This window comes from Ruegeria sp. C5, assembly GCF_056537605.1.
The window spans coordinates 808,731-835,473 of record NZ_JBQFRX010000001.1 but is presented as its reverse complement, the minus strand read 5'-3'; the positions used below and the strand labels follow the sequence as shown (position 1 = coordinate 835,473).

General features: G+C 56.9%; 22 protein-coding genes. 13 read left to right on the top strand and 9 right to left on the bottom strand.

The window, feature by feature from the left end; translation table 11 throughout:
• Nucleotides 1-15 precede the first annotated feature (15 nt).
• Nucleotides 16-594: a DUF924 family protein gene (locus ACR0AW_RS04210; RefSeq protein ID WP_170733360.1), complete on the top strand. Its 579-nt coding sequence runs from the start codon at nucleotides 16-18 to the stop codon at nucleotides 592-594.
• On the opposite strand, the gene ACR0AW_RS04205 is transcribed toward ACR0AW_RS04210, so the two are convergent.
• Nucleotides 591-1,025, bottom strand: coding sequence for a hypothetical protein (locus tag ACR0AW_RS04205; protein WP_170733359.1), 435 nt, complete (start codon nucleotides 1,023-1,025; stop codon nucleotides 591-593). The genes ACR0AW_RS04210 and ACR0AW_RS04205 overlap by 4 nt on opposite strands.
• Before the next feature lie 212 nt (nucleotides 1,026-1,237).
• Here ACR0AW_RS04205 and lpdA point away from each other — a divergent pair, with 212 nt between their 5' ends.
• Complete coding sequence (gene lpdA, locus ACR0AW_RS04200; protein ID WP_170733358.1) at nucleotides 1,238-2,632, top strand: dihydrolipoyl dehydrogenase; 1,395 nt, start codon at nucleotides 1,238-1,240, stop codon at nucleotides 2,630-2,632.
• Nucleotides 2,633-2,766: 134 nt separating this feature from the next.
• Here the strand turns inward: lpdA and ACR0AW_RS04195 are convergent, their stop codons facing one another.
• Nucleotides 2,767-4,152 (bottom strand): dipeptidase, encoded by a 1,386-nt coding sequence (locus ACR0AW_RS04195; RefSeq protein ID WP_170733357.1) that lies wholly within the window; start codon nucleotides 4,150-4,152, stop codon nucleotides 2,767-2,769.
• A gap of 302 nt (nucleotides 4,153-4,454) precedes the next feature.
• Here ACR0AW_RS04195 and hemA point away from each other — a divergent pair, with 302 nt between their 5' ends.
• The 3 genes from hemA (at nucleotide 4,455) to ispG (ending at nucleotide 8,215) form a co-directional block, all read left to right on the top strand.
• Entirely contained in the window at nucleotides 4,455-5,678 is a 1,224-nt protein-coding gene (gene hemA, locus ACR0AW_RS04190) for a 5-aminolevulinate synthase (RefSeq protein WP_170612342.1), read from the top strand.
• 130 nt (nucleotides 5,679-5,808) lie between these two features.
• Nucleotides 5,809-7,023, top strand: coding sequence for a helix-turn-helix domain-containing protein (locus tag ACR0AW_RS04185; protein WP_170663671.1), 1,215 nt, complete (start codon nucleotides 5,809-5,811; stop codon nucleotides 7,021-7,023).
• Nucleotides 7,024-7,093: 70 nt separating this feature from the next.
• Nucleotides 7,094-8,215: a flavodoxin-dependent (E)-4-hydroxy-3-methylbut-2-enyl-diphosphate synthase gene (gene ispG / locus ACR0AW_RS04180; protein WP_170733356.1), complete on the top strand. Its 1,122-nt coding sequence runs from the start codon at nucleotides 7,094-7,096 to the stop codon at nucleotides 8,213-8,215.
• A gap of 6 nt (nucleotides 8,216-8,221) precedes the next feature.
• On the opposite strand, the gene ACR0AW_RS04175 is transcribed toward ispG, so the two are convergent.
• The 3 genes from ACR0AW_RS04175 to ACR0AW_RS04165 all read right to left on the bottom strand — a co-directional run bounded on the left by ACR0AW_RS04175 (nucleotide 8,222) and on the right by ACR0AW_RS04165 (nucleotide 11,455).
• Nucleotides 8,222-9,247, bottom strand: a complete 1,026-nt coding sequence (locus ACR0AW_RS04175) for an agmatine deiminase family protein (RefSeq protein ID WP_480444142.1) — start codon at nucleotides 9,245-9,247, stop codon at nucleotides 8,222-8,224.
• Nucleotides 9,248-9,314: 67 nt separating this feature from the next.
• Nucleotides 9,315-10,073 (bottom strand): DsbA family protein, encoded by a 759-nt coding sequence (locus ACR0AW_RS04170; RefSeq protein WP_170396556.1) that lies wholly within the window; start codon nucleotides 10,071-10,073, stop codon nucleotides 9,315-9,317.
• Nucleotides 10,070-11,455, bottom strand: a complete 1,386-nt coding sequence (locus tag ACR0AW_RS04165) for a M48 family metalloprotease (RefSeq protein ID WP_170733497.1) — start codon at nucleotides 11,453-11,455, stop codon at nucleotides 10,070-10,072. The genes ACR0AW_RS04170 and ACR0AW_RS04165 overlap by 4 nt, the downstream gene beginning before the upstream one ends.
• Between ACR0AW_RS04165 and ACR0AW_RS04160 the strand changes: the two genes are divergently transcribed.
• From ACR0AW_RS04160 to ACR0AW_RS04130, 7 genes are all read left to right on the top strand, one after another.
• Nucleotides 11,454-12,617, top strand: a complete 1,164-nt coding sequence (locus ACR0AW_RS04160; RefSeq protein ID WP_170733354.1) for an aminotransferase class I/II-fold pyridoxal phosphate-dependent enzyme — start codon at nucleotides 11,454-11,456, stop codon at nucleotides 12,615-12,617. The two genes, ACR0AW_RS04165 and ACR0AW_RS04160, sit on opposite strands and share 2 nt — an antisense overlap.
• 66 nt (nucleotides 12,618-12,683) lie before the next feature.
• Nucleotides 12,684-13,904, top strand: coding sequence for an N-acetylmuramoyl-L-alanine amidase (locus ACR0AW_RS04155; protein ID WP_170733353.1), 1,221 nt, complete (start codon nucleotides 12,684-12,686; stop codon nucleotides 13,902-13,904).
• A 95-nt stretch (nucleotides 13,905-13,999) separates the two neighbouring features.
• Complete coding sequence (locus ACR0AW_RS04150; protein ID WP_170733352.1) at nucleotides 14,000-16,486, top strand: PBP1A family penicillin-binding protein; 2,487 nt, start codon at nucleotides 14,000-14,002, stop codon at nucleotides 16,484-16,486.
• Between the two features lie 89 nt (nucleotides 16,487-16,575).
• Nucleotides 16,576-17,703: a peptide chain release factor 2 gene (gene prfB / locus ACR0AW_RS04145; protein WP_170566005.1), complete on the top strand. Its 1,128-nt coding sequence runs from the start codon at nucleotides 16,576-16,578 to the stop codon at nucleotides 17,701-17,703.
• Nucleotides 17,704-18,411, top strand: a complete 708-nt coding sequence (locus ACR0AW_RS04140; protein ID WP_480438635.1) for a M50 family metallopeptidase — start codon at nucleotides 17,704-17,706, stop codon at nucleotides 18,409-18,411.
• A gap of 118 nt (nucleotides 18,412-18,529) precedes the next feature.
• Nucleotides 18,530-19,927 (top strand): amidase, encoded by a 1,398-nt coding sequence (locus ACR0AW_RS04135; RefSeq protein ID WP_170733351.1) that lies wholly within the window; start codon nucleotides 18,530-18,532, stop codon nucleotides 19,925-19,927.
• Nucleotides 19,928-19,955: 28 nt separating this feature from the next.
• Nucleotides 19,956-20,753, top strand: coding sequence for a DUF2189 domain-containing protein (locus ACR0AW_RS04130; RefSeq protein WP_170396570.1), 798 nt, complete (start codon nucleotides 19,956-19,958; stop codon nucleotides 20,751-20,753).
• On the opposite strand, the gene ACR0AW_RS04125 is transcribed toward ACR0AW_RS04130, so the two are convergent.
• From ACR0AW_RS04125 to ACR0AW_RS04110, 4 genes are all read right to left on the bottom strand, one after another.
• Nucleotides 20,750-21,445 (bottom strand): helix-turn-helix domain-containing protein, encoded by a 696-nt coding sequence (locus tag ACR0AW_RS04125; protein ID WP_170404700.1) that lies wholly within the window; start codon nucleotides 21,443-21,445, stop codon nucleotides 20,750-20,752. The genes ACR0AW_RS04130 and ACR0AW_RS04125 overlap by 4 nt on opposite strands.
• A 340-nt stretch (nucleotides 21,446-21,785) precedes the next feature.
• Nucleotides 21,786-22,346, bottom strand: coding sequence for an acetolactate synthase small subunit (ilvN, locus tag ACR0AW_RS04120; RefSeq protein ID WP_170733350.1), 561 nt, complete (start codon nucleotides 22,344-22,346; stop codon nucleotides 21,786-21,788).
• A complete protein-coding gene (locus ACR0AW_RS04115; protein ID WP_170733349.1) occupies nucleotides 22,343-23,614 on the bottom strand; it encodes a glycosyltransferase family 87 protein in 1,272 nt (423 codons plus the stop codon). The genes ilvN and ACR0AW_RS04115 overlap by 4 nt, the downstream gene beginning before the upstream one ends.
• Nucleotides 23,615-23,687: 73 nt before the next feature.
• Nucleotides 23,688-25,439 carry an acetolactate synthase 3 large subunit gene (locus tag ACR0AW_RS04110; RefSeq protein WP_170733348.1) on the bottom strand — a complete coding sequence of 584 codons (1,752 nt, stop codon included), beginning with the start codon at nucleotides 25,437-25,439 and terminating at the stop codon, nucleotides 23,688-23,690.
• Between the two features lie 425 nt (nucleotides 25,440-25,864).
• Here ACR0AW_RS04110 and ACR0AW_RS04105 point away from each other — a divergent pair, with 425 nt between their 5' ends.
• Nucleotides 25,865-26,710, top strand: coding sequence for a HalD/BesD family halogenase (locus ACR0AW_RS04105; protein ID WP_170733347.1), 846 nt, complete (start codon nucleotides 25,865-25,867; stop codon nucleotides 26,708-26,710).
• The last annotated feature ends 33 nt before the right edge of the window (nucleotides 26,711-26,743 follow it).

Genomic DNA, 26,743 nt, shown 5'->3' with positions numbered 1-26,743 from the left:
ACGGAGTCTAGGGCAATGGTAGGTCCTGAAGAAGTATTGAGTTTTTGGTTAGATGAGGTTGGCCCCGAGGGGTGGTACCTGCAGGATGAAGCGCTGGATGCGCGGGTCCGGGATAAATTTCTTTCAACATGGGAAGCCGCGTGTGAGGGTAAATTCTCGCTTTGGCTGACCTATCCTAGCGGTTCGCTGGCCTATATTATTCTTATGGATCAGTTGCCTCGCAACATGTTCCGGGGAAGCAAACAGGCCTTTGCATCGGATCGGGCGGCACTGGCTGCAGCGAAATGCGCGGTCGACAAAGGCTGGGATCTTAAGATCGACGAACCGGCGCGGCAGTTCTTTTATTTGCCGATGATGCATTCGGAAAATCTGTGCGATCAGGAGCGCTGTGTGCGCCTTATGATCGAACGGATGCCGGAAGGCGGCGAGAGCAATCTGCTTCATGCGCGCGCTCATCGTGAGGTGATCCGCAAGTTCGGTCGTTTCCCGTATCGAAACGATGCGCTGGAACGCGCGACCACTGAACACGAAGCCGCATATGTCAGTAATGGCGGATATGGTTCGACTGTGCGCGAGTTGCAGGCCGCGACCTAGGTCGCGGGCTCACAGCCTTTTAGGATCAGAAGGCGGTCGGTGACAGTGTCGGCGGATGTCGTGATGGCATAGTCGATCAAGTCTTCTGGTTTTTCGACCAGGCCCGCCAATCGGGTCTGAGTGTCTTCCAGCTTCCCCTCCAGATCACCCAAACGTCGCAATGCCGCATTCAACTGTTGGCGTGTGACCGCATCGAGCTGCGTGCCCTGACTGCCAAGGGTCGCAAGATCGCTGCGCAACGCGGCCAGTTCCCCACGAATTCCCTGCGCCTGATCTCGTAGCGGCGCCACGACCTGCAGGTTCTCAGCAAACCCGACCCGGATCTGATCGACAGACTGCGCAAGTTTCCACCCCAAAAACAGGCATAAAGCCAACAATATCAATGTCGCGTTCAAAAGAGCGAGCAGTAAATCTTTGAGCGTTTTAGCCATGATACGCCTTTCGAAAATCGGGAAGGTCAAAAACTGGTAGTGCATATTCTTCAGTTCTAGCCTTTGCGGTAACGTGGGTATAGGCTGAATTCAGCTCCAAATACCTGATTTGACCCCGCGTCACATATGTCGCGGGCTCTGATGTTGATGCGTTGTAAAAAATAGTTTAACGGTAAACTAGTTTTTGAACTGACCTGTGCCGAGAGGGAAACATGGCTGCACAATCTTATGATCTGATCGTAATCGGGGCTGGCCCCGGTGGCTATGTAGCCGCTATTCGCGCGGCGCAACTGGGCCTGAAGACCGCTGTTGTCGAGCGCGAACATCTGGGTGGTATCTGCCTGAACTGGGGCTGTATCCCGACAAAGGCACTACTGCGGTCATCGGAAGTGTTCCACCTGATGGAGCGTGCCAAGGATTTTGGCTTGAAAGCAGACAAGGTCGGCTACGATCTGGATGCGGTTGTGAAGCGCTCGCGCGGTGTTGCCGCGCAGTTGTCCGGCGGCATAGGTCATCTGCTGAAAAAGAACAAAGTCGCTGTTGTCATGGGTGAGGCATCGATCCCCGCCAAGGGCAAGGTCAGCGTCAAAACAGACAAAGGCACGGAAGACCTAACCGCGAAGAATATCGTTCTGGCCACCGGTGCCCGGGCGCGCGAACTGCCGGGCCTTGAAGCGGATGGCGATCTGGTCTGGACGTACAAACACGCGCTGCAACCGCCGCGGATGCCCAAGAAACTGCTGGTCATCGGCTCGGGTGCGATCGGGATCGAATTCGCCAGCTTCTATAACACTTTGGGCGCGGACACGACCGTGGTCGAGGTGATGGATCGAGTGCTGCCTGTCGAAGATGCCGAGATCAGTGCATTTGCCAAGAAAGCTTTCACCAAGCAGGGCATGACCATCATGGAAAAGGCGATGGTTAAACAATTGGACCGCGCCAAGGACAAGGTGACTGCGCATATCGAGGTGAAAGGCAAGGTTGAGAAACACGATTTTGACACGGTGATCTCGGCCGTGGGCATCGTCGGCAATGTGGAAAACCTCGGGCTTGAAGCCTTGGGTGTGAAGATCGACCGCACGCACGTGGTCACCGATGAATACTGCCGCACTGGGGTAGACGGGCTTTACGCTATAGGTGATATCGCCGGGGCGCCCTGGCTGGCACACAAAGCCAGCCACGAAGGCGTGATGGTCGCGGAACTGATCGCGGGCAAACACGCACATCCGGTCAAGCCTGAAAGCATCGCGGGCTGCACTTATTGCCAGCCTCAGGTCGCTTCGGTTGGGTATAGCGAAGCCAAGGCCAAAGAGCTGGGCTATGACATCAAGGTCGGACGCTTCCCGTTCATCGGCAACGGCAAGGCCATCGCGCTTGGTGAGCCCGAGGGACTGATCAAGACCGTCTTCGATGCCAAGACTGGGGAACTGCTAGGTGCACACATGATCGGTGCCGAAGTCACAGAGCTTATTCAGGGCTATGTGGTCGGTCGCCAGTTGGAAACCACTGAAGAAGACCTGATGAACACCGTCTTCCCGCATCCGACGCTGTCTGAAATGATGCATGAAAGCGTGCTGGATGCCTATGGACGCGTGATCCACATGTAAGGACAGGGGGCTCTGCCCCCGCCGCGGCAAGCCGCGACTCCCCCGAGATATTTATAGCCAGATGAAGCAGGGGATCCGTACTTCATCTGGCCGAAAATACCTCGGAGCGCGAGGCAGAGCCTCGCAAAGGATCCTCATTTATTTATTGCTTCCAATATACGGGCCCACGAGCGGATGCCTCTGTGGAAGCTTTTGACGTCGTATTTCTCGTTCGGCGAGTGGATGGCATCATCGTCATTGGCATACCCAACCAGCATCGAATCCAGCCCCAACACTGTATTGAAATATCCAACAACTGGGATTGATCCGCCCATCCCGGTGAAAACGGCCTCGCGATTCCACTCGTCCGAAAGTGCTCCGCGGGCCGCTTCGAATTCTGGGCGGCTAAGGTTCATCACCGAAGCAGGAGAGCCTTCGAGATCACTGTCCCAGACCACTTTAGCATCCGTGGACAGGCGCTCTTCGACATGTTTGCGGATACTTTTGCGGAGCGCGTCCGGGTCCATGTCGCCGACCAGGCGGCAGGTGATCTTGCAATGTGCCTCGGACGGGATAACGGTTTTGGAGCCCGCGCCGTTGTAACCTCCCCAAAGGCCATTCACTTCGAGCGTGGGTCGCGCCCATTGTTGTTCCAGCGTGGAATAGCCTGTTTCACCGTGCGGCTCGGTATAGCCAACCGAATTCAGGTATTCCGTTTCATCGAACCCGCAATTCTCCCATTGGCGCAACTGCTCGGCCGGGACTTCGTGTACGCCTTCGTAAAAACCTTCGACTGCGACGCGGCCGGTTTCTTCATCATAGAAGGATGCGACGATGCGCGACAGTTCCCGCAGCGGGTTCAGACCCGGCCCGCCATAGTGGCCCGAATGCAGGTCAATGCGGGGACCGATGATTGTGAATTCATCCTTGAGCATGCCGCGCAATTGCGACGCTATCGAAGGCACCCCCCGCGACACCATCGAAGTATCACAGACCAACGCGAGATCCGCCTGAAGCTCGGATTTGTTTGCTTTGAGAAATGGCACGAGCGAGGGCGACCCGGATTCTTCCTCACCTTCGAAGAAAAACGTGATGCGGCAGGGCAGGGTGCCATGCACTGCTTTCCAGGCGCGGCAGGCCTCGACGAAGGTCATCAGTTGGCCTTTGTCGTCAGAAGCGCCGCGCCCGCGTATCACCTGTCCGTGTGGAGTGTCTTCCAAAGCCGGATCGAAAGGATCGCGTGTCCACAGCTCCAGCGGATCGACAGGTTGCACATCATAGTGCCCATAGAACAGAACATGCGGCCCACCGCTGTCCTCACCGACATGGCCAACGACCATGGGATGTCCCGGAGTTTCGCGCTTTTCGGCTGCAATACCGATACTTTTCAGATCCGCCACCAGCCAATCGGCAGCCTGGTCGACTTGGTCCTTGAAGGCCGGGTCAGTCGAGATGGAGGGAATGCGCAGAAACTCCATCAGGCGGTCGATGGAGGTGGTCAGATCGGTATCGATCCGGCTCAGTACAGCGTCAAGCGACATAGGGGTCTCCTGGGAAGGTCTTGAAATTGGGCAGAGCCTATCAGCATGGGCGGTACCGTCCAGCAGGTTTCTGTGCTGGATCTGGGGAAAAGGCCTGCGGCGTTTCCTCGCGTCTTGTGGTCGTAACTTTGCTTGTCGGTTTAGGCGTTTGGCGTTATTTGATGCAAATCAAAGTTGGGTTCGGCTGTTCGGCTGTAGGCCAGTTGGACAGATGAACGCGACGCCATACTTCCAGCCCGGCTTGTGAAGTGGCGAAAAAAGTCGCCCGGGGCTATAATAACCGGGCATCCAAGGAGGGTCCGTTGGACTATACTGCTCAGATCGATACAGCGATTGCCAGGCTGCATGACGAAGGACGTTATCGGACCTTTATCGATATTGAACGTCGGAACGGTCATTTTCCGCATGCGGTACGGACTTGTCCCGATGGTTCGCAGCAGAACATCACCGTGTGGTGTGGCAATGATTATTTGGGCATGGGTCAGAATCCTGTTGTTTTGGAGGCCATGCACGAGGCGGTGGAGGCCGCAGGCGCAGGCTCGGGCGGGACGCGCAACATTTCAGGCACGACAGTCTATCACAAACGGCTGGAAGCTGAATTGGCGGACTTGCACGGCAAAGAAGCCGCACTGCTATTCACCAGTGCCTATATCGCCAATGACGCGACACTCAGCACTCTGCCAAAACTGTTCCCCGGCCTGATTATATATTCCGATGCACTGAACCATGCGTCGATGATCGAAGGCGTGCGCCGCAACGGGGGTGCCAAACGCATCTTCCGCCACAATGACGTGGCACATCTGCGTGAGTTGCTGGAGGCTGATGACCCTGCAGCCCCCAAGCTGATCGCGTTTGAGTCGGTCTATTCGATGGATGGCGATTTCGGACCCATTGAAGAGATTTGCGATCTGGCCGATGAATTCGGTGCTTTGACCTATATTGATGAGGTTCACGCGGTTGGCATGTACGGCCCCCGCGGCGGGGGCGTAACCGAGCGTGATCGGTTGGCGCATCGCATTGACATCATCAACGGAACGCTTGCTAAAGCCTATGGTGTCATGGGCGGCTACATCGCGGCGAGTGCCAAGATGTGTGACGCCATCCGGTCCTATGCGCCGGGCTTCATCTTCACTACCTCGCTGCCACCTGCGGTTGCGGCAGGGGCGGCAGCCTCGGTGGCCTATCTCAAGCGCGCGCCTGAACTGCGCGAGCAGCACCAGACCCAGGCCAGCATTCTTAAGCTGAGGCTGAAAGGGCTTGGCATGCCTCTGATTGATCACGGCAGCCACATTGTGCCGGTGATCGTTGGCAACCCCGTCCACACCAAGAAGTTGAGCGATATGCTGCTGGATGACTATGGTATCTATGTGCAGCCAATCAATTTCCCGACCGTTCCGCGCGGCACCGAACGTCTGCGGTTTACGCCATCTCCGGTGCATGGACCCGACGAAATGAACCGTCTGGTGCAGGCGATGGACGAACTTTGGTCACATTGTGCGCTAAATCGCGCCGAACTTGCTGGTTAACCTCACGCTAAAGTGTGCAACGAGTTTGCTGCGTGTTAAGCTTACGCTAACAAAAGAAGCGGACGAATCGTTATAGGGGCGATTCGACGTTTGCGCGTAACACGCGACAGGCAAAGATGGGGCAGCAGGAATGATTGGGCGCAGATCACAGCGCGATTCCGAAGAAGACATGGACGTCAGACCCAAGGGTTTTGATGACTATGAGGTACGGCTTGGCGATGTCATGCGCGGCGAACGTGCAACGATGGGCAAGTCGCTTCTGGATGTGCAGCGTGAACTGCGAATCAAAGCCAACTACATCGCCGCCATCGAAAATGCAGATCCCGATGCCTTTGACACACCCGGCTTCATCGCCGGGTATGTGCGTTCATATGCCCGCTATCTGGGCATGAACCCCGATGAGACTTTTGCGACCTTCTGTCAGGAAAGCGGTTTCGAGGTTGCGCATGGCATGTCGGCCGAGGCGTCGGTGGTCAAAAAAGCGCAAGGTGGTTTGCCCTCACGCGGGCCGATGGGACGTGATCCGTTTGTCTCGCCCAGTACGCCTTATATTCCGGGCCGCGAATCCGTAGTCAGCCAGATTGAACCGCGTGCTATTGGATCGACGCTGGTGCTGTTGGCCGTCATTGGCGGCATCGGTTATGGGGGCTGGTCGGTTCTGAACCGCATTCAGCAGGTGCAGGTCAGCCCGGTTGAGCAGGCCCCCGTCGTGCTTACAGACCTTGATCCGCTGGATGCCGCCCAGGCCCGGCCCGAGGGAACCGAACTGGCCAGCGCCGAGGTGCCAAGCTCTGAAGCGCTGGATCGTCTGTATCGTCCGCAGGCGCTTGATGTGCCGGTGCTGGTGGCGCGGGATGCGCCGATTTCCACCCTTGATCCGCGCAGTGTCGGAACGTTCCGCGCGCCTGAACCTCCGCAAATCAAAGTGACCGAAGTGCATACGGTTGAACGCCCGGCCTTGCCTCAAGTGGTTGAAAAGCTGGATACGACGCTGAAGATCGTGGCCGTGAACCCCGCTTGGATGCGTGTCACGGCAGCCGATGGCAGCGTGATTTTCGAAGGAACTCTGGGCACCGTTGAGCAGGGCAGCACGTTCGAGGTGCCGCTCACCGAGGAACCCCCGCAACTGCGAGCAGGAGCTGCAGGGTCGGTCTATTTCTCGATGAATGGCGAACATTTTGGTCCTGTGGGCGCGCCGGGCACGGTGGCCAAAGGTGTTGTTCTGTCAAAAGATGCCGTTGCAGAAACCTTCGCAGTTGCCGATCTTGAGGCCGATCAGAACAGCGCACTCAAGCAACTGGTGGCCGAGTTGCAGACCGAGGCGGCAGAAGCGCCCACCGAGTGATCTTGGCATTGCTCCCCAAGGGATGGCGAACTATCTAAGGGTCAATTCAGGCTGATCCGGATCGATCCTCATGTCGCTCAATCACGTGCGCCCTTGGCGCAATATCTATCGCCGCAAATCCCGCCAGATCATGGTCGGCAATGTGCCCGTCGGAGGTGACGCACCGATTGCCGTGCAGACCATGACCAACACGCTGACCACCGACGTGGCTGCGACCGTGGCACAGGTGCAGGCGGCAGCAGAGGCGGGGGCGGATATCGTGCGGGTCTCGGTCCCGGATGAGGCCTCGTCAAAAGCGCTGAAAGAGATCGTGCGCGAAAGCCCTGTTCCTATCGTGGCTGATATTCATTTCCACTACCGTCGCGGAATCGAATCCGCCAAGGCCGGTGCGGCCTGTCTGCGGATCAATCCGGGCAATATCGGCGATGAAAAACGGGTGAAAGAGGTCATCAAAGCCGCGCGAGACCACAATTGCTCGATCCGGATCGGGGTGAACGCAGGGAGCCTGGAAAAGCACCTGCTTGAGAAATACGGCGAGCCGTGCCCCGAAGCGATGGTCGAGAGCGGGTTGGAGCATATCCGTATTCTCGAAGACAACGACTTTCACAATTTCAAGATCAGTGTGAAAGCCAGCGACGTATTCCTGTCAGCCGCGGCTTATCAGGGCATTGCCGAGGCGACGGATGCGCCCATCCATCTGGGCATCACCGAGGCCGGAGGGCTGGTCAGCGGCACCATCAAATCGGCCATCGGTCTGGGCAATCTGCTGTGGATGGGCATTGGCGACACGATCCGCGTCAGCCTGTCTGCTGATCCGGTGGAAGAGGTCAAGGTCGGCTATGAGATCCTGAAATCTCTGGGCCTGCGCCATCGCGGCGTGAACATCATCTCATGCCCCTCCTGCGCGCGACAGGGTTTTGACGTAATCAAAACGGTTGAGGCGTTGGAGCATCGCTTGGAACACATCAAGACACCCATGAGCCTGTCGATCATCGGCTGTGTCGTGAACGGTCCGGGTGAGGCGCTGATGACCGATGTCGGTTTCACCGGTGGCGGGGCGGGCTCGGGCATGGTCTATCTGGCAGGCAAAGCCAGCCACAAGATGTCAAACGACCAGATGATTGATCACATCGTTGAAGAGGTCGAAAAGAAGGCAGCAGAGCTGGATGCGGCAGCTGAAGCTGCTGAGTAACAAGGCCTATGCAACAGGCATTTGCTGTGTTGCGCAGTGAATGCCGCCGCCCAGCTCGCCCAATACGTCGACATTCAATGCAATGATCTCGCGCCCGGGGTAGTGACGAGCTAGGGCCATCTGTGCAATCTCATCGGTTTCGCGGTCTCCGAACTGGGCCATCACGATGCCGCCATTACAAACATAGTAATTCGCATAAGACGCCACGAATTCGGGATCGTTAACTCGGCGCCTATTGGGTTCAGGGATCACCTCAACCTGCAATCCTTCGGCGACGAGACGGTCATGAGTATCAAGGGCCGCGACATGAAACGGATCATCCATATCCGGCTCGTCTGGCAGGTTGATCAAAACGCGCCCAGGGCCGGTGAAGCGCGCCAGACTGTCGATGTGGTAATCGGTGATATCCTCGCCCCAGACCCCATCGGACCAGACCATGCGGTCGGCCCCATATGCAGCCAGTAATCGAGATTCAATTTCATTGCGTGACAAGTCTGGATTGCGGTTCTCATTCACCCACGAGCTTTCATGGGCCATGATCAACCCATGACCGTCTTGTTCTACACCGCCGGCCTCGCCTTTCAAGCCGGTTGGAAGCAGGGGCAGACCGAGATGGTCGGCAACCTTGGCAGCGATCCGCGCATCGTGTTTGTGCACCTGTTTCCGACCCCAGCCGTTGAACTGGATACGAGTGACCGCAATCCCGCCTCGATTGTCGATCACGAAGATTGGACCTGCGTCGCGGCACCACAAATCTTCGGTTGGAACATCCCAGAGCTCGACTGATGAGGAAAGTTTTTGACGTGCATCCGCATGGTGCTTTCCCGCCGCAAGCATCGTCACGGGTTCAAAGGCGGAAATGGCGTTCGCGATTTCCGCGATGGTTTGTTGCACCATATCCAGAAAGATCTGGTCACGGTAAACTTTGCGGCTGACCGGCCATTGCATAAATGTGCGTTCGTGGGGCGCTTCTTCCGCCGGTACAAAGAAGTTTGAGGTGCGCTGAGCGAGGGCTTGCTTAGACAGGCCCATAAAACTCAGCGCACCTCCAGTGAGTAAGAGGTTCCGTCGATCCATGCTGGAAACCCACAGTGATGACTTAACCCTGTTCTGCCCGAACACCATTTGCGATCTGGAGCATTTGGTCTGCGGGTAGGTACCCGCGCATCATTTCGGTGCCCAGAACAAAGGACGGTGTGCCTGAAATCCGCAGCTTTTGCGCCAGATCGCGGGTTTTTGCGATTTCTTCGGTGACCTCATCGCTGTTCATTGCCGCGATGATCGCGTCGCTGTCCAGACCCAGCCCATCTGAAATCCGGCGCAGGGTCACCTCGGAGGGCTCGCCGCTGAATTCCAGCAGAGCGTCATGGACCTGCTTATAGGCATCGTCTCCGGCCACCTGTTTTGTTGCGATGGCAAAGCGGGATGACGCTACAGAGGCATCGCCTAGGATCGGCAATTCCTTAATCACAAGACGGATATTGCCGTCCTCGGCCAGCAGGGTGGCCACTTCGGGCACGGCGCGCCGGCAGTAACCGCAACGGTAGTCCATGAACTCGACCAGAGTAATATCGCCGTCCGGATTGCCACCGACCCAGCTGTAACCGTCATTAAAAAGCTCGTCAGCGTTGGCCGCGACAAGCTCCTTGTCAGCCTGAGCCTCGGCAACGGCATTGCGTTCCTCAAGGATGTTGATCGCCTCGAGGATCACTTCGGGGTTTTCCAGAAGGTATTCGCGCACCTGTGCGCCAAACTCGGCCTTCTCGGCGTCGCTCATCGCGTTCAATTCCAGCGCCTGCGCAGGACCAGTGATCAGGGAAAGACCCAATAGGGCCGGTGCAGCATGTCTCAGGATCATTTCCGTTTCCTCTTTTTCTTCTTCTTTGCGCGCTCCGAGGCAATCAACACATCCTGTGCCCTTTGCCAACCCGGAGAGCCTTCGGGGAGCTGTGCAACAGCCCGTTTAGCATGTATGCCCGCATCATCAAGTCGGCCCTGCAGCGCATAGCGTTCTGCAGTCACCGCAGACGCCATTCCGTTGTTGCCCACCTGCGAATAGGCAGAACCCAGATCCTGCATCAGCCGGGCATTGCGATAGTCGCGTGCGCGCGCCTTTTCAAGCACTTGCAGGGCTTTCTTCGTCTTGCCATCCGCCAGCAAAGCACGTCCGTAACCGGCGAGGATCAGGGCATTGTTGGGCGCCATATCAACGGCTGCACCGTAGGCATCCACAGCTTCGCGCACGCGCCGGTTCTCCAATAGAATCTGGCCCTTCAATTCATAAAAAAACGGATCGTCAGGGCGAATCTCCAGCGCACCATCGATTGCGGCGCGGGCACTGGCGAGATCGCGATTTTGATGATGGGCCGATGCCTCGCGCATCAGGCGTATGTCACGATCTTTTTCTTCGCCCGCGCGACGCATGGTCCAGGTCGGGGATCGAAGAAAGGCTGACAACTTACCTTTGATCCGCGCGAACCAGTAATCGGCATTTGCGTTTTGCTCTGCCTTGTCGCCGAATTCGTTCAGAAAGGCCTCGGCGGCGCGCAAACGTTCGCGGCTGGTAGGGTGTGAGCGCATGTAGGGGTCTTGATTGACGGGGTTCAACAGCTCTTGCCCCGCGAACTTACGGTGCAGGTTGACCATCCCGCGCGGAGATACTCCCGCCCAACGCAAATAGCTGGCAGCACTTCGATCCGCCGAGGCTTCTTCAGCCCGCGTATGGCCCAGAAAGCTGCGCAGCGCCGAGGCTTGTGTGCCCGCTGCAATTCCTGCTGCAGCTTCTCCGCCACCTGCGGCCGCGGCTGCAAGTGCTAAAAGCGTCCCAAGCTGCGCGTTACGTTGCGCCGCGCGCAGGTTCTCTGAGCGTCTGGCCAAGTGGCCGTTGGCGATGTGCGCGGCCTCGTGTGCGATCACCGCTTGCAGCATCTCGGGCGTATCGACGCTTAGGATCAAGCCATAGTTGATATAGATCGTGTTGTAATCGATCACGAAGGCATTGAACGTACCATCATTGACGATCAGTACGCGCACCCGGTTGGTGTTCAGGCCAGCGGCCCGCAGGATCGGAAAGGCGAGCTCTTGCAGCCCGTGTTCAATGTCGGGATCGCGGATAAGGCTTTGCGCGCTGGCCTGCATGGCGCTGATCGACCATGTCACTGCCAGCAGCAACACGGCCGGGATTGACGCCAGCCGGGATAAGCGTTCAAAAGCCATGGCTGCAACATGGGAGATGGCCATGAGAAACTCAACCCGTTCCGGGGTCGATCCCTTCATCGTGATGGACGTGATGGAGGCCGCGCGCAAGGCGGAAGAAGCCGGGCGGCATGTCGTTCACATGGAAGTAGGTCAACCGGGGACCGGCGCACCCAAAGGGGCAACCGAAGCATTGGCGAAGGCCATGGAACAAGGGCCGCTTGGGTATACGGTGGCTTTGGGTTTGCCCGCTCTTCGTCAGCGGATCGCGCAGATGTATGGTGAATGGTATGGCGTTGATCTCAATCCAGAACGGGTGGTCATCACACCGGGATCATCGGGCGGGTTTTTGCTCGCCTTTACCGCTCTGTTCGACAGCGGTGATCGGGTGGGGATTGGTGCCCCGGGATATCCCTCATATAGGCAAATCCTGAAAGCATTGGGTTTGGTGCCGGTAGACTTGCCGACAGCACCGGAAAACCGGCTGCAGCCGGTGCCCGCCGATTTCACGGGGCTTGATTTGCAGGGATTGATGGTTGCCTCGCCTGCCAACCCGACTGGGACAATGCTGGATCATGCGGCGATGCAGGCGCTGATCGATGCGGCGCACGCGCAGGGTGCATCGTTCATCAGTGACGAGATTTATCACGGGCTGGAATACGAGGCCAAAGCCGTCACTGCGCTCGAGCTGACGGATGAGTGCTATGTGATAAACTCATTCTCCAAATATTTTTCGATGACCGGCTGGCGCGTTGGCTGGATGGTTGTGCCCGAGGATCAGGTACGGGTGGTTGAGCGGATTGCCCAGAACATGTTCATCTGCGCGCCTCACGCCAGTCAGGTGGCCGCATTGGCAGCAATGGATTGTAACGACGAATTGCAGGCAAATCTGGATGTATACCGCCGCAATCGTCTGTTGATGCTGGACGGGTTGCCCAAGGCCGGTTTTACTAATATCGCACCGCCGGATGGGGCGTTTTATGTTTTCGCGGATGTCTCAGACTTGACCGATGACAGCCGGGCATTTGCAGCCGAGATTCTCGACAAAGCCGGGGTTGCCGTGACGCCGGGGCTGGATTTCGACCCGGTGCGCGGGCACACGACGCTGCGATTTTCCTATGCGCGATCGACCGAAGACATTCAGGATGGGCTGGATCGGCTGCAACGTTTTATGGCCAAGCGGGGTGCGATCCCGCAATCGGCCTAAAGCGTTCACAAAGGCGGCGTCATGCGATAGGCTCTGCCTCAAACGATCTCGGGATAACTTGAGGCCATGAGCAGGATTTTCTACGCAATCGCCCTGATCTGGGCGTTGAACGGTGTCGCTGTCGCGCAGGACTTCAGCGCGCTCGCACGCGTCCTTCCGGACCAGAGCGGCATCGTCGATGATGGTAATACCGGCGTAAGGGTCGAACTTGGGCTGACTCAAGGCGTGCCATACCGCGTGTTCACGCTGCGCGATCCATACCGCGTGGTTCTGGATTTCCAAGAGGTCGACTGGTCTGGCCTGAACCGCGAGACCTTCCTACAAACCAGCCGGATCAGCGGTGTTCAATTCGGGGCATACGTGCCCGGTTGGTCGCGTCTGGTGTTGGAGCTGGGCGCTCCGCTGGCGGTGGAAACAGCTGATCTGCGGGTTGATCTGGCGACGGGCACTGCTCAACTATCGCTGCACCTAAAAGGCACTGATTTTGACAGTTTTGCAGCCAGCGCAGGTGCCCCCCGTCAGCCCGGCTGGGATTTGCCGGAATCCGCAGTGACACCGGCACTGCCACGGCGCGACGGTGTGCGGGCGGTACGGGTCATGCTGGATCCCGGGCATGGCGGCATTGATCCCGGGGCAGAATTCGCTGATACAAATGAGAAAACACTGATGCTGACCTTCGCGCGAGAGCTGCGAGAGGCGCTGCTGCGTACCGGCGGTTTCGAAGTGGTGATGACGCGTGTTGACGATCAATTCGTCTCGCTCGAACGCCGTATCTCGCTGGCACATCAGGCCGGGGCCGACGTGTTTATCTCACTGCATGCGGATTCGCTTTCCGAAGGGCTGGCGCATGGGTCGGTCGTGTACACTCTTTCAGAGGAAGCTTCAGACGTTGCCAGTCAAAAGCTGGCCGAACGGCATGACCGGAGTGATTTGATCGCAGGTATTGATCTCAGCGGTGCAGACGATCAGGTCGCTGATGTGTTGCTGGATCTGGCTCGGCAAGAGACTGTGCCACGCAGTAGCGCACTGGCGCGCTCGCTGGTGGATGGAATGACGCAGCAGGGAGGCCCGATGAATCGTCGTCCGCTACGTTCTTCGTCGTTTTCGGTGTTGAAGGCAGCCGATATCCCATCGGTTCTGGTCGAGTTGGGTTTTTTGTCCAGCCCGCGCGATTTCAAGAACATCTCTGATCCAAACTGGCGCGCATCCATGGCGCATGGGCTTGTGCAGGGGCTTGAGAACTGGCGTCGGGACGATCTGGTGAAGCGATCTCTGATCGGACAATGACGCAGCGGCGCAAAACAGCCATTGTAGCCTTTCGTGTTTTGACCCTCCGCGGGGGCGACACTATATAGGCGTCATCGCGAGTAAAAGGCAGTAACGTGATCCGGTTCATTCTTTCGTTCTTCGGGGCAATTTTCAGTCTCGTGACCTTAGGTATTTTTATGGCCGCGCTGGTCGTTGGCGCGGTGTTCTGGATGTATGGCCGAGACCTGCCCAGTCATGAATCATTGGCACAATACAAACCACCGACGATCAGCCGGATTTACTCGGGTGAGGGCCAGCTGATCGACGAATTTGCGCAGGAGCGCCGCCTGTTCACGCCGTCCGAGGAAATTCCCGATCTGGTAAAACAGGCGTTTATCTCGGCGGAAGACAAAAATTTCTATACCCATCAGGGCTATGACCCGCGTGGGATCATTGCTGCCGGGGTCGAGGCCGTGCGCACTAAAGGCGAAACCGTTCGTGGTGCGTCAACCATCACGCAGCAGGTGATGAAGAACTTCCTTTTGTCCGGTGATCGCCGGGCCGAGCGCAAGATCAAGGAAATTATCCTCGCCACCCGGCTTGAGGATACCTTGGACAAGGAACAGATCCTCGAGCTGTATATGAACGAGATCTTTCTGGGCCAGAACTCTTATGGTGTGACCGCTGCAGCGCAGACCTATTTCAACAAAACTCTGCAGGAACTGGCCCCGCATGAGGCCGCGATGCTGGCGGCGATGCCCAAGGCACCATCGGACTACCATCCTGTGCGGCAGAAAGAACGTTTGCTGAACCGCCGCAACTATGTGCTGCGCGAGATGCAACAGAACGGCTATATCGATCAGGCCACCTATGAGACCGAAGTCGAGATGCCTTTGCGTTCGGTTCAGAACGGCGATTTTGAAAGCTTCCGCACTGCACTGCCGCCGCGTGACTATTTCACCGACGAAATCCGTCGCCAGTTGAGCGAGGATTTTGGCGAGGGTGAGTTCTTTACTGGCGGTTTCACCGTACGCGCCTCGGTGGATGCGGAAATGCAGGTCGAAGCGGCGAAAGCCCTGCGCACGGCGCTGCAGAAATACGACCGCTCTCGCGGGCGGTGGCGCGGCACAGGCGAAGTCATCGCCGAGGAGAAGCTGGCGGATGAAGCACAGTGGCGCGAGGCGCTGGCGATCATGGAAATCCCCCGCGACGTGGTGCTGCCGACGCAGTGGTATCCTGCCGTTGTTTTGAACGTGGCCGACCAATCCCTGACCGTCGGGATCGAAGATGGTCCAGCAGATGGCACCATCCCGCGCGAAGACATCAAGTGGATGCAGGGCAATTTCCAGGACAATTTCAAACGCGGCGATGTCATTCTGGTAATGGCTGGCGAAGAGGGGCAGTGGTCTGCCCGTCAGGTGCCAGAAGTGCAGGGCGGCTTTGTCGCGATGGACGTGAATTCGGGCCGTGTTCTGGCGATGCAGGGCGGGTTCTCGTATCAGGATACCGTGTTTAACCGCGCCACTCAGGCACAGCGCCAACCCGGGTCGAGCTTCAAACCGTTCGTTTATGCAGCGGCGCTAGACAGCGGATACAGCCCCGCAACGATCGTTGTGGATGCGCCGATTGAAGTGAATACACCGCAGGGCCTGTGGCGTCCCAAAAACTCGACGAACAAGTTTTATGGTCCGACCCCGTTGCGTACCGGGATCGAACAGTCGCGGAACCTGATGACCATCCGTCTGGCGCAAGAAGTCACAATGCCCGTGGTCGCAGGCTATGCCGAGCGGTTTGGCGTTTATGACCGGATGGGTGCGTTCCTTGCGAACTCGCTAGGGTCTGAAGAGACTACGCTGTACAAAATGGTCGCTGCCTATGCGATGTTCGCCAATGGTGGCGAGCGGGTTGAACCCACACTGGTTGACCGTATTCAGGACCGGTTCGGCAAGACCATCTATCGCCATGACGATCGCCAGTGCGTCGATTGTAACTCTAGCTGGCTTGAGCCTGATGAATCGCCCACGATCCTCACCGATCGCAGCCAGGTCATGGATGCCATCACCGCCTACCAGTTGACGTCGATGATGAAGGGCGTGGTTGATCGCGGCACTGCATCACGTGTTGTGAACCTGCCCGTGCCCACAGCGGGCAAGACCGGCACCACGAACGAATCCAAGGATGCGTGGTTCATCGGTTTCACCTCAAATATCGTGGCCGGTTGCTACATCGGTTATGACCGCCCGCGCCCGATGGGCCGAGGGGCCTACGGCGGCACCTTGTGCGGTCCTGTGTTCCAAAGCTTTATGGAAAAAGCAGTCGAGAAATACGGCGGTGGCCCGTTCGAGGTGCCTCCGGGTGGCCATTTCATCAAGATTGACCGTTTCAGCGGCGCGCGCCTGCCAGAAGACGCGAGTGGAGAATATGTGGTCGCCGAGTATTTCCGTGATGGCGTGGATGGTTTTATCGATCGCGTCTATGACGGTGGCTTCGCGATGGGATCTGACCTACCGTTGTTTGAAGAGGCAAGTTCGGGCCGTCAGGTGACCACCTCAACCGGGGATACGATCACGGTTGGCCCCAATGCCAGCCAGGGCGATCTGCAGGGCGGCGGGCTTTACTGATCCGCCCAAGTTTCCCGGCTCAGTCGTCTTGTGGTGCCTCGCACCTCTTGCTATCACGCACACCTGATTGAGCAAGTTGGGACCTGACCATGCGCGCCGAAACCCAGAATATCGTGGCGGAAATCGAAAAGTCGCTGGAGCTGCTGGCGCAGCGCATGGACTATGAAACAGCGCCGCACCGGTTGGAGGAATTCAACGCGCGTGTTGAAGATCCGAACCTGTGGGACAATCCCGAGAACGCGCAGAAATTGATGCGCGAGCGGCAGTTGCTGGTCGATGCCATCGAGACCTACGAATCTATCAAGACCGATCTCAGCGACAATATTGAGCTGATCGAACTGGGCGAGATGGAAGAGGACGAAGAGGTCGTGACCGACGCCGAAGAAGCGATCAAAAAGCTGCAGACCAAGGCCGCAAAGAAAGAGCTTGAGGCGCTGCTTGATGGCGAAGCGGACGGCAATGATACCTTCCTTGAGATCAACTCGGGCGCGGGCGGTACGGAAAGCTGCGACTGGGCCTCGATGTTGGCGCGGATGTATGTCCGCTGGGCCGAGAAAAAGGGCTATACGGTCGAACTGCAATCCGAGACAGCGGGGGAAGAGGCGGGGATCAAGTCCGCCGCCTACAAGATCACTGGCCACAATGCCTATGGCTGGCTGAAATCGGAAAGCGGTGTGCACCGTTTGGTGCGTATCTCTCCGTTCGACTCGGCGGCCAAGCGGCATACCTCGTTCAGTTCGGTCTGGGTTTATCCTGTGGTGGACGACAATATCGAGATCGAGGTGAACCCATCGGATATCCGCGTTGATACCTACCGGTCCTCGGGCGCGGGTGGTCAGCACGTGAACACGACGGACTCGGCGGTTCGGATTACGCATATTCCGACCGGAATCGTGGTCACCAGTTCCGAGAAATCGCAGCACCAGAACCGCGATATTGCCATGAAAGCGCTGAAATCACGGCTGTACCAGCAAGAGCTGGATCGCAGAAACGCCGAGATCAACGCTGCCCACGAAGCCAAGGGTGATGCGGGCTGGGGCAACCAGATCCGGTCTTACGTGCTGCAGCCCTATCAGATGGTCAAAGACTTGCGGACCAATCACGAGACATCGGACACCAAGGGTGTGCTGGATGGTGATCTGGATGGTTTCATGGCGGCGACACTGGCCCTGAATGTCTCGGGCAAAAGCCGGTCCGAGGCACAGGGCGACGGCTAATTGCGGCAGTCCCTGACCTCGGCTGTGAACCTGATCAAGGGCCACTGGCAATTGATCGCAATTGTCGCGTTGGTGTTTGTGTTCTGGAACACGATGCTGGTGCTTCCGTTGAAAATCCTGGTTGTGTTCCTGCATGAGCTTTCGCATGCAGGTGCCATTATACTGACCGGTGGTTCGGTTGAAAGTTTCTCGGTCTCTCCACAACAAGGTGGTCTGGTTATTGGCCTAGGAGGCAATCGGTTTGTCAGTCTGTCAGCGGGATATCTTGGGTCCTTGATGCTTGGGATGGGCCTGCTGATGATCGCCCTGCGCACCAATGCCGATCGGGCTGCGCTTGGTCTCTTTGGGGGAGTCATGCTGATTGTTGCGCTCCTGTATATCCGGGAACCGTTTGCCATGGCGTTCAGCGCGGGCTGTGGAGCGGTGATGCTGGCCACCGCGTGGTTCCTGAACCGCAACCTGTGTGATCTGATTTTACGGGTCATCGGGCTGACCAGCATGATCTACGTTCCGTTTGACATTTTCGATGACACGATCCGACGCGCGGGATTGCGATCAGATGCATATATGCTGGCTGAAGAATTCGGCGGAACCACCATGATGTGGGGCGGGTTGTGGCTGGTGCTTAGTCTGGTGATGATCGTCTTTGGTCTGATGAATGTGCTGGGCCGCGACAGCAATTTGCGGATCGACCTCAGGATCAGATGATGCGCGCTCTTGCGCCGCTCTTCTTCGCGAAATTCTAAAAAGATACATTTAAACAGTGGCTTTAAATGGTCCGAGCACGTCGCTAGGCTGATGACGAGCAGCCAAAGGACCAACCCGCATGGATTTGACCAGAGCATCCGCGACGGACATTCTTGACGCCTTGTCCCGCCGACAGCTTTCAGCTGCAGAACTGATGCGCGCGACGCTGGATCGGATCGCCCAGGTGAACGGTGAGGTAAACGCGATTGTCGCGCTGCGGGATGAAGACGCTTTGATGGCCGAGGCGCGGGCGGCGGATGCCGCGTCACCTCGCGGCGCGCTGCACGGGTTGCCGATAGCGGTGAAAGATCTGGTAAATGTGGCAGGGATAACTTCGACGCAGGGTTCGCCATTGTTCAAGGATCATATGCCGCAAACTGACGATCTGCTGGCCGCCCGGCTAAGGGCTGCTGGGGCAATTCTGATCGGTAAGACCAACACGCCGGAATTCGGACTGGGTTCGCATACGTTCAATCCTGTCTATGGTGCAACCCGCAACCCCTATGATCCCACGAAAACCTGTGGAGGTTCGTCGGGCGGTGCAGCAGTGGCGTTGGCGACGGGAATGCTGGCGCTGGCGGACGGCTCGGACATGATGGGCAGCCTGCGCAACCCGGCCGCATGGAACAACGTATACGGGTTCAGGCCAAGTTGGGGGCGCGTTCCGTCTGAGCCAGTGGGGGACGGTTATCTGCATCAGCTTTCAACTCTGGGGCCTATGGCGCGCAGCCCTGAAGACATCGGGCTATTGCTTGACGTCATATCCGGCCCCGATCCAAGGATGCCATTGAGCACAGAGGTCGAGCGCGTGTCGCCCGTTCAAGCGGCTGATCTGACAGGGATGCGCATAGGCTGGTTGGGCGACTGGGGCGGGGCGTTTCCGTGCGAAGAGGGTATCCTCGCGCTATGCCGCGATGCGTTGCACGTTTTCGAAGAACGCGGTGCACGGGTTGAGGCGCTTGCACCACCGTTTGACGCGGACCTGATCTGGGACAGTTGGATTACTCTGCGCTCCTGGTCAGTGGCCGCAGGGTTGGAGCCTTTGGCCAAGAAGAAATCATCACTCAAAGATACCGCGCAATGGGAGTTGGAGCGCGGCCTGACGCTCAGCGCGATGGATGTGCACCGGGCCAGTGTGAACCGGTTTGACTGGCACAAGCGGGCGGTGGAGCTTTTCGAAGACTATGACGCCTTGGTGTTGCCCGCAGCGCAGGTCTGGCCGTTCGAGCTTGAAACGCCGTACCCAACCGAAATCAAGGGGCAGGGGATGGATACCTACCATCGCTGGATGCAGGTCGTGACACCCGTCAGCCTTTTGGGGTTGCCCTGTCTGGGTGCGCCTGTCGGTTTTGGAGCACAAGGGCTGCCGATGGGAATGCAGCTGTTCGGTCCGCGTGGTGCAGATGCGCGGATCTTGTCGATTGGGGCGGCATATCATTCTGCAACGCTTTGGCCTCAGAAACGACCCGCCATGTAGAACAACCGCCCGGGAGGAGAAAACAAGAATGGACAAACCCTTTGGTGTGCCGACGCTGAAACCCGTTGATACCGCGATGCTGAAAGAAGCGTTACGCCGAGCTTGGCAGGATTATCGCCGCGCGCCGCTTTTCGGACTTCTGTTCGCAGGCTTCTACGTGCTGGCCGGGTGGCTGATGGCGTGGGTCACGCTGCAGACGGGAACGTCGTTCTGGCTGGTTTTGGCCGCGATCGGCTTTCCCCTGATCGGGCCGTTTGCTGCCGTGGGATTATATGAGGTCTCGCACCGGTTGGAACAGGGCGAGCCGTTGAATCCCGGTGCGATCTTCGGCGTGGTCATACAGCAAAGCCGAAGGCAACTGCCGTCGATCTGCGCCATTATCGTGGTGATCTTTCTGTTCTGGTTCTTTCTGGGCCACATGATCTTTGCCCTGTTCATGGGGCTGTCGACGATGACCAACATTTCAACATCATTTGAGGTATTCCTGACCCCGAATGGGCTGAGCATGTTGGTATTGGGCACACTGGTCGGGGCCGTATTTGCAATCATTCTGTACATGATCACCGTGCTGTCGATCCCTATGCTGCTGGATCGTGAGCTGGATTTTGTGACCGCGATGATCACCAGCTTTGCCTATGTCAAAGCGAACATGGGTGTGATGCTGGCGTGGGGGGCCTTCATCGCGATCATCACTTTTTTGGCCATGATCCCTTGGTTCCTGGGCCTGTTTATCGTCCTGCCTTTGCTGGGGCATGCCAGCTGGCATCTTTATCGCTTGATCTTGGACAACGATCCGTCCGGGGCTGCTCAGCCGACACCCTCTTAAATCTGTCCGTTTAAGTCAGGCCCTGATGAATTGTGCGCCTTTCGGGCCGATTGTAGTGCTGCGGACAAATCATGCCCAAGGTGATGCAGCGTAAGCCGTCTTACATCGGATCCACTGCCACCGGCCAACCGATACACATAACCCGACCATTCCTGAGGTGCCCATTCAGGCGGAAGGTTCAGAACCATCATTCTGCAATCCTGTGCGCCGGGCCGGGACATCAATGCGCAGACTTGTCCGCCGATGTGAGAAACGATGCCCTGAACCTCACGCATGGGCGCGGAGCATTTCGGCATATGCGACAAGGGTTCATAGCTGCGCAGCAAGGTGCAATGCCGAATGCGGCGCATAAACAGTAGCCGGTGAAGTGTTGGTTCGCGTCGGTTTGGTGAGGCCTCAGCGGCGTGATAAAATCCGGTCGCCATAGTTTTTTCTGACCCGGTGACGAGAAATCGATCGATGATTTCTGATGCGGGATGAGCGGCGACCGGTTCTATTTCATCCAAAGGTTTCAGCAGGATACGCGCGTCGATATCGAAGAATCGACACATCCGGTCCAGCACATCCGGCCTGGGAAAACTTTCACCTGACAGATAGCGATTAAACTGAGTTCGATTGATACCCAATTGGCGGCAAAGCTCTGAAACCGACCGATAACTGTTTGCGAGCTGCCTAAGGTTGGCTCCGAACATGCTGCGCAATTCTGCGGGGCTGCGATTGATGTCGGTCACTTCTGTCCCAGATTTCCGTTTGTATCTTCAGCAAAAACAGGTTTGCGGCGGCACAGCGGCCGCGCAGTATTCAGAAATCGTAAAGTTGACCCCAACGGGCGCTGCAAAGCGCCTCGCTACGCGTCACAGGCTAGTCTGATGATAAGCAAAATCAATAGGCTTTCAGCCTATTTGCATGATCTTTTTCATGCTGTTGCTCATATTTGATGAACGCATTAAGCCTTTTTGAGGTTAGCAGGGCACAATGGCCAAGCAGGCCGCCGCCCCGAGAATGAATTCAGTCCCGGGGCGGAAATGGGGCTTAGTCACCGCGCAACAGGGCTGCAACTCCGGTACGGGCGACTTCAATCAAGCCAAGAGGGCGCATCAGATCGGCAAAGGCATCGATCTTGTCCGGTGCACCGGTGATCTCGAAGATGAACGAATTCAGCGTACTATCGACGACATTGGCCCGGAAAATGTCGGCCAGTCGCAGGGCTTCGACCCGTTTATCGCCTTCACCCACAACCTTTATGATCGCCAGCTCGCGCTCGACCGAAGCACCTTCGACGGTCAGATCATGCACGTCACGGACCGACACGATGCGTCCAAGCTGCGCCTTGATCTGCTCGATCACTTGCGGGGTGCCGGTGGTGACGATGGTAATTCGGCTGAGATGCCCGGTATGGTCAACCTCAGCAACCGTTAGACTTTCAATATTATAGCCACGACCCGAGAACAGACCAATTACGCGGGCCAGAACCCCCGGTTCGTTTTCAACCAGCACCGCGATCGTGTGTTGTTCCTGCACGTCCGAGAATGTCGGGCGTAGGTTATATGCAGAATGGCGGGTGGAGCCTTTGACGATGTTTAGCGGAGTCATTGATAGACCTCATCTTGGACATAAGTTTCTTCGGGCTTTCGTAGCGCAGAGATCAGCGCTTGGAGGCAAACTACGCAAGCCAGTATTAGGATAGGGGCAAACACGAGGCGCAAAGACAATATCTCGGTCATCTTGAAAAGCACCATATGTGTTGCTGGTCCGATACCGATCCACATTGCGGCGGCCAGTACCAGACGCCATGGAGAAGTTGTCAGGACGCCAGCTCGAAGCAGGAACAGTGCAACGATTGCAAGCAGCCCAGATTCATAGAACCAGAAGTACGGTGTAGACATGGAAATACCTAGAAAGAGCACCGCTACCCGCAAGTCAAAACCTACTCTTGGGCTGCGCCATGCAACGAAGACTGCAATTCCAGACAACACTGTCAGAGTCCATTGCATCGCAAGCGCGAGCGTTTCTGGCACACCGATGCTGGCCAACAAGGAATAAGGGCTAAGCATCAGCGTATTGAGATGGATGGATTCTCGTATCTCTTCAAAGTGGACGCCCATCATGTTGCGCATTTCGGTCCAATATTCGACGCCAACGACCAGGGTGGCCAGAACGGACAAGACCACCGTCGTGACCGTTGCTGATATGATCGTTTTCCACGCACCGCTTGCCAAAAGCGCAAGCGGTATGAGCAGGCCGAGTTGGGGTTTAAGCGTCAGCAATCCAATAAAGAACCCTGCCAGCACGAAGCGGTCGTTCTTTAGCGCCGCTAGTGCGGCCAGAAGGCCTGCTGCCCAAAGGGTTGTGGTCTGCCCCATATACAAGTTTGGCAACATGGCGGGGGAGAGTGCAAAAGCAAACCAAACCGGTACAAATCCGCAGGAAAACGGTCGCACAGCAAGAAGCATTGCGACAATTGAGATCGCCGTGAAAATTGCCCAAGCCGGAGAAAACGACAATGCCCCGAGTGGTTGGAGTGCGACAAGGAACGAGGGAGGATAAGACCAAGGCATCCAATCGTCTTCCTTGGACGCTTCGTGTATTTCCGACAATCTGTCGATATCAAATGCCGCAAGCGGTTCGCCTAAATGCGCGAGGTGACCTGCAGCCCAGAACACCTTGAAATCAACGGATAACGCCATTTTTCCTTGATCAACAACGGCATACCAGCCTGTGCCGACCCAGAACAATATCAACGCTAGAACGAAGAGTGGAACCATGAGCCCCACTTGCCAACCGCGACGGCCGGCGAATATCGACAAATTCTCTTCCGGGCTCGAAGCTCTGGCTGAGAACTGACTGCTGAGATCACGCATGATCTAACCCTTTTTCATGTCACGTGCGGCGACCTTAGCTCCGGCATTTGACCTAGATGTGGCAAAGCGGTGCTCAAACAAGCACAGCTCCACCAGCTTGGATAACACCTTGCGTTTCGGCTTCGCCCAGCAGCATCTCATTGTGGGCCTTGCCCGATGGGATCATCGGGAAGCAATTCTCGTGCTTTTCGACCACGCAGTCGAAGATGATCGGACCGTCGTAATTGATCATCTCCATGATCGCGTCGTCCAGATCAGCTGGGTCGGAACAAAGAATACCCTTTGCGCCGAAAGCTTCTGCGAGTTTAACGAAATCGGGCAGGGCCTCGGACCACGAATGCGAATAGCGTTCGCCGTGCAGCAGCTCTTGCCATTGGCGCACCATTCCCAGCCGCTCGTTATTTAGGATGAACTGCTTCACGGGCAGGCGGTACTGCGCGGCCGTGCCCATTTCCTGCATGTTCATCAGCCACGAGGCCTCACCGGCCACGTTGATGACCAGCGCATCGGGATGTGCCATTTGCACACCGATCGAGGCGGGGAAACCATAGCCCATGGTGCCCAGACCGCCCGAGGTCATCCAGCGGTTGGGGTCTTCAAAACCCAGGTATTGCGCCGCCCACATCTGGTGCTGTCCAACCTCGGTTGTGACATAGCGGTCGTATTTCTTCGTCAGCTCTTCAAGCCGTTGCAGCGCGTATTGCGGCTTGATGGTCTTCTCGCTGTTTGTGAAGGCAAGGCAGTTGACCTTGCGCCATTCGTTAATCTGGTCTTGCCACTGCTTGATATTGGCAGCGTCTGTTTTGCGACCGCGTGCTTTCCAGACTTTCAGAATATCCTCAAGCACGTGGGCAACATCGCCAACTATTGGAATGTCGACACGGATAACTTTGTTGATCGACGACGGGTCGATATCTACATGGGCTTTGATTGAGTTCGGCGAGAACGCATCGATCCGGCCGGTGATACGGTCATCAAATCGCGCGCCGATGTTTATCATCAGATCGCAATCATGCATCGCCATGTTGGCCTCGTAGAGCCCATGCATCCCAAGCATGCCGATCCAGTTTTCGCCCGAGGCCGGATAGGCCCCAAGCCCCATCAGAGTCGAAGTGATCGGAAAGCCGGTTGCATCCACCAGTTCGCGCAGCAGCTGGCTGGCAGCTGGACCAGAATTGATAACGCCACCACCGGTATAGAAGACTGGTTTCTTCGCGGTCTCGATTGCTGCAACAAGTTCCGTGATTTCTTCCAAATCGCCTTTCAATACCGGCTGATAATGGGAAGTTGACGGTTTCGGCGTTGTATACTCTCCCGAGGCAAACTGAACGTCCTTCGGAATATCGACCAGCACGGGGCCGGGGCGACCCGATGTGGCCACATGGAAGGCTTCGTGCATAGTCGCCGCCAGCGAGTCGGTATCCTTCACCAACCAGTTGTGCTTGGTGCAGGGGCGGGTGATGCCCACGGTGTCGGCTTCCTGAAAGGCGTCAGAGCCAATCATGAAGGTCGGAACCTGACCGGTCAGAACAACGATCGGAATTGAATCCAACAACGCATCGGTCAAGCCGGTCACGGCATTGGTCGCGCCAGGACCGGATGTGACCAAGGCAACGCCCGGCTTGCCGGTCGAGCGGGCATAGCCTTCGGCAGCATGTACCGCACCTTGCTCATGCCGTACCAGAATGTGACGGATGTCATTTTGCAGAAAGATCTCGTCATAGATCGGTAGGACGGCGCCACCTGGGTATCCGAATACCGTGTCCACGCCCTGATCCTTGAGGGCCTGAACTACCATCTTTGCGCCGGTCATCTCACGTGTCATCTGCTTTGCTCCGTTCGCGACATGTGTCTTGCGTGTTGCCAAAAAAAAGCCCCCGAGATTTTCGGAGGCGCATGGGTTCGATTATGGTTTACCGTTACCGGCCCATGCGCGTGTTTCCTACGATTACGACTAGCGCTTTCATCGCCAGAGGCTCCTTCTTTGCGTGCAGGGACATTATGGTTGAGGGGAAGGGGCGTCAACAGGCAAATACAAAAATATTGTAAGTCTGGACTCGTGGGATTTGATATTTTGTTGCGCAAAATGACGCAGGTCGAGAAATATCCGCGAAAATTCGCCGTAAATTGGCGTGCGATCGGGCGATCAACAGTGGTCTGATTGCGTCAGGCCTATGTCTGAAACAGACCAGAGCAGCGCCCGATGCTGAGGCAGGCTGGTGAAAACAGCGCTAAATCGGGAGGTCAGACATGCTGCACGATCTTGTGGATCTGGGGCGCTATCCGATCGATCGGCCTGATTCATACGGGTACAGGCAGCTGATCGCGGACCTGAGGCGGGATCTGGAAGTTGATGGATGCGCGGTCCTCCCCGGCTTTGTGCATGAAGATGGCCTAGGGAAACTGATCGCTGAGGCCGATCACGTCGCTCCCAAAGCGCATCGCTCGTTCAATCGCACGAATGCCTATTTTACGCAGGATGATCCCAGTTACGAGATCGGTCATCCAATCCGACGGTTTTATGACCGATCCAACGCCTTTGTTCCGGCTGACAACTTCCCTGTCACAAGCCCGCTGCGGCGTATTTATGAGTATGAAGGTTTCATGCCTTTCATCCGCATGGCTTTGAACGAGCCGGAGGATCGGTTCTTCCGATATGATGACCCGTTGGCGGATGTGATCATCAATGTGGTCGAGAAGGGAGGCGGCTTTCCGTGGCATTTTGACACCAATAATTACACCGTGACGCTGGCAATCCAGAATGGCGAGGAGGGCGGTGCATTCGAATACGCACCCAATCTGCGGACCAGTGAAGACGAGAATTTCAAGGGCGTCGCTGCGATTTTGGATGGCAGCAGGAGGGGTGTACACCAACTGGAACTGCAACCGGGTGACCTGCAGATTTTCAAGGGGCGCTATGCCTTGCACCGGGTTGCGCCGGTCGAAGGACAACGGAAACGCTATGTTGGTATCTTTTCGTTTGTCGAAACCGAAGGCATGTGTGGTGGGGTGGAGCGGACCCGTCAACTCTATGGCCGTGTGCTGCCGCATCATTATGAGCGTGAAGGGTTGCGGGGTGATCAACTGCTTGACTGATATGTGCTAATCTCGGGCCCGAGGTTGAAAAGG

Coding starts and splice junctions, on each gene's coding strand:
- ACR0AW_RS04210 (WP_170733360.1), top strand. CDS start 16: ATGGTAGGTCCTGAAGAAGTATTGAGTTTTTGGTTAGATGAGGTTGGC.
- ACR0AW_RS04205 (WP_170733359.1), bottom strand. CDS start 1,025: ATGGCTAAAACGCTCAAAGATTTACTGCTCGCTCTTTTGAACGCGACA.
- lpdA (WP_170733358.1), top strand. CDS start 1,238: ATGGCTGCACAATCTTATGATCTGATCGTAATCGGGGCTGGCCCCGGT.
- ACR0AW_RS04195 (WP_170733357.1), bottom strand. CDS start 4,152: ATGTCGCTTGACGCTGTACTGAGCCGGATCGATACCGATCTGACCACC.
- ACR0AW_RS04185 (WP_170663671.1), top strand. CDS start 5,809: ATGATTGGGCGCAGATCACAGCGCGATTCCGAAGAAGACATGGACGTC.
- ispG (WP_170733356.1), top strand. CDS start 7,094: ATGTCGCTCAATCACGTGCGCCCTTGGCGCAATATCTATCGCCGCAAA.
- ACR0AW_RS04175 (WP_480444142.1), bottom strand. CDS start 9,247: ATGGGCCTGTCTAAGCAAGCCCTCGCTCAGCGCACCTCAAACTTCTTT.
- ACR0AW_RS04170 (WP_170396556.1), bottom strand. CDS start 10,073: ATGATCCTGAGACATGCTGCACCGGCCCTATTGGGTCTTTCCCTGATC.
- ACR0AW_RS04160 (WP_170733354.1), top strand. CDS start 11,454: ATGAGAAACTCAACCCGTTCCGGGGTCGATCCCTTCATCGTGATGGAC.
- ACR0AW_RS04165 (WP_170733497.1), bottom strand. CDS start 11,455: ATGGCCATCTCCCATGTTGCAGCCATGGCTTTTGAACGCTTATCCCGG.
- ACR0AW_RS04155 (WP_170733353.1), top strand. CDS start 12,684: ATGAGCAGGATTTTCTACGCAATCGCCCTGATCTGGGCGTTGAACGGT.
- prfB (WP_170566005.1), top strand. CDS start 16,576: ATGCGCGCCGAAACCCAGAATATCGTGGCGGAAATCGAAAAGTCGCTG.
- ACR0AW_RS04135 (WP_170733351.1), top strand. CDS start 18,530: ATGGATTTGACCAGAGCATCCGCGACGGACATTCTTGACGCCTTGTCC.
- ACR0AW_RS04130 (WP_170396570.1), top strand. CDS start 19,956: ATGGACAAACCCTTTGGTGTGCCGACGCTGAAACCCGTTGATACCGCG.
- ACR0AW_RS04125 (WP_170404700.1), bottom strand. CDS start 21,445: ATGTTCGGAGCCAACCTTAGGCAGCTCGCAAACAGTTATCGGTCGGTT.
- ilvN (WP_170733350.1), bottom strand. CDS start 22,346: ATGACTCCGCTAAACATCGTCAAAGGCTCCACCCGCCATTCTGCATAT.
- ACR0AW_RS04115 (WP_170733349.1), bottom strand. CDS start 23,614: ATGCGTGATCTCAGCAGTCAGTTCTCAGCCAGAGCTTCGAGCCCGGAA.
- ACR0AW_RS04110 (WP_170733348.1), bottom strand. CDS start 25,439: ATGACACGTGAGATGACCGGCGCAAAGATGGTAGTTCAGGCCCTCAAG.
- ACR0AW_RS04105 (WP_170733347.1), top strand. CDS start 25,865: ATGCTGCACGATCTTGTGGATCTGGGGCGCTATCCGATCGATCGGCCT.